This is a genomic window from Deinococcus marmoris DSM 12784 (assembly GCF_000701405.1).
Lineage (GTDB): Bacteria > Deinococcota > Deinococci > Deinococcales > Deinococcaceae > Deinococcus > Deinococcus marmoris.
Window position 1 is genome coordinate 1 of record NZ_JNIV01000203.1, and the last position, 2,581, is coordinate 2,581.

Genomic DNA, 2,581 nt, shown 5'->3' on the forward strand with positions numbered 1-2,581 from the left:
GCTTCGTGCCAACCTGAACAACATCAATCCCCTGGTGAGTCTGGATGACGTTCGCCACGCTGCCTTTCCGATCCCAGCTTAGCGGGATGCACCCCGGAGCGACAGGCCGGACACGGCAGACGGCCAGTACACCGGCCACCGCCCCAGCGCAGGCGTGATTTTAAATCAGGTGGACTGGGCGGCCAGGCAACCGTCTTCTGTTTCAAGCCTGAAGAGGGTTACAATTCTGGCGTTCATCCCAACGCATCTCTGCCCGGTTCTGGCCTGCTCGCCTGGACCCCTCGCCTTTCTCCGGTTGGCCCCTGCGCTTCCCCAATGCCGGCATCGACACTGCCGTGACGGTACGGGAACGCAGTTCAAGGAGTCGTATGAAGAAAAGAATGCTCGGCGCGCTGGCCCTCAGCCTTTCTCTGCTGTCCGGCTGCGGTGACGGAAACAGCCCTGCCCCCACCCCTCAGCCCAATCCGCAACCCACCCCCCAGCCCGTCCCGCCGCCCGCCGATTTCAGCAAGCTCAAGACGCTCAAGCCGGGGCAGCAGGACACCATCCGCACCAGATTGAAGGTCAATATCGTGTTCGTGGGCTACCGCCAGACCAGTCCTGGGCAGATCGCCACCGCGCGGCAGATCGATACGGGGGATTTTTCCCAGACCCTGCCCAAATCGTACGAGGCGATTGCGCGGATTCCCAGCGCTTACGGGCGCACCGAATTCACTGGCAACGCCTTCGATTATCAGTACAACTATGTGTTCGCCGATCAGGGTTTCGAGGACAGTTTCTTCGGTTACCTCAAAGCGCAGGGCAAAGAAGCGCCACTGACCCTCCAGCAGTCGCTGTACAACTGTCAGAACGACCTGGACCCGGCGACGGGGGACCCCAACTGCAAGGTTCCGTCTCCCAACATCAACCGCGTTGTCGATGGGAACTTCCAGATCGACGCCAGGGTGACGGAGAACTGGCTGGCCGACAATGTGGCGCGGGTGGGCGTCAAGCCCGGCGAGTACACCGTGTTCATGGTGAACTGGTACGACCGCCCGGACTTCAAATTTCACAGTTACACCCGCCTGGATGCGGTGGACAGCGACGCGGACCAGGCCAACCCAGCCGCCGCCAGCAAGTTCGGGACGCGGGGTAGCCGCCGCCTGATCGCCTGGGGCGGCAGCGTACGCCCCAGCGCCCCAGTGCAGCGCGTGTGGTTCTATGACCTGTCGGCCAACCCCGATCCCTGGACCAACGGCTACGATGTGAGTAATCCCGATGTGGACGGCGACGGCGTGGCCGACTACCGTATGCCGCCCATCTGGGAGTACGGTACCCGCAAGGCCAGTCTTGGCTACGGGCGCAAGGTCAGCCCGGATCTGGCGCTGGTGACGCGCTACGTGGCCCTGAACCTGCTGTTCACGCCCAGCCCGATCTACCGCGCCGCCCTGACGCCCCCGCAGATGCCCGAGGCCATCGAACTGGACGTGCATGTCGAGCAGGGCCTGGGAGCCGTGGCCCAGGGCCAGGTCTTCAAACCCGCACTGGCCGAGAGCCGGGTTGCGCCGCTCCAGCCGTTTGCCAAATTCAGCAGCAAGGTCAGGGAGACGCCGCTGAACGGCAGTCTGGCCGACGTATATAAGTGCTTCTTTGCCGACCCCAGCAAGCCCGCCGACATCTGCTCGCCGGAATACGCGGACGCGACGGGCGAGAAGCTCTTCCAGTTCGGCGTCAAGGAACTGCGCGAGACGTACGCTGGCACGCCTGCCAACAAGTACCTGCTGCCCATTTACCTGTTCAACGATCCGGCCAACACCCAGCCGGGCCTGCTGGGCATCGCCTACGACGACGGCGAGACCGGCACCCAGAGCTTCGTCTACTCCTTCCTGACCCCGGACCTGAACGCGGCGGGCTACGGTTTTACCGATACCACCGTTCATGAGATCGGCCACCACCTGAGTCTGTCGCACCCCCACGACGGCTACGACAGCGAGCAGAACCTGTCTTACGGTCCTAGCGGCCCTTACCTGTTTGCCAACTCCGGGGATCAGAGCGCCACCATCATGTCCTATAACGACCTGTCGCGCGATTTCGGGCAGTTCAACCTGGACAGCCAGTACCGCTACCTGAGCGCCGCGTACCTGAACAACACCAACGCGATCCTGGAACTCAGCCGCCGCGCCGCCAAGGAAGGGAGTGTGGCCGTGGCCGCCACCAGTGCCGACGCGCTGTTTGCCCAGGCCCAGAGCAGTTACGACGCCATGAACTACCTGGACGCGGCAACCAAGGCCCACGAGGGTTATCTCGCTGTGCTGAACGCCGCCAAGACAGCGGGGGTGGCAGTGCAGTCCTACAAGTGGTACGAGAACCTCAACGGCCTGTCCCTGAACAAGGGCAAGCCCGCCTACAGCCGCAGCTTCCTTCCCCAGAAGGGCGCGGTGGTCTTCCCCGAGGAGAACGCCTTCCAGCGCAGCAAGCGTCTGGGCCGCTAGGTCCTGCAAGCTGTAGAGTTCAGTACCGGACAACTTGCGTTTAAGTGGCGCTGGGTGCGGAGAAAGGTTGATTTAAGAGGCCGAAGTATATTTCGGCCTGTGGGTGATCC

1 protein-coding gene is annotated in these 2,581 nt (G+C 63.0%); it reads left to right on the forward strand.

The genetic code is table 11. The annotated features are described in order from the left end of the window. Positions 1-368: 368 nt before the first annotated feature. Entirely contained in the window at positions 369-2,471 is a 2,103-nt protein-coding gene (locus Q319_RS0123070) for a zinc metalloprotease (protein WP_029484729.1), read from the forward strand. The last annotated feature ends 110 nt before the right edge of the window (positions 2,472-2,581 follow it).

Bases quoted from the DNA above. Each gene is read 5' to 3' on its own strand.
- Q319_RS0123070 (WP_029484729.1), top strand. From the start codon at position 369: ATGAAGAAAAGAATGCTCGGCGCGCTGGCCCTCAGCCTTTCTCTGCTG.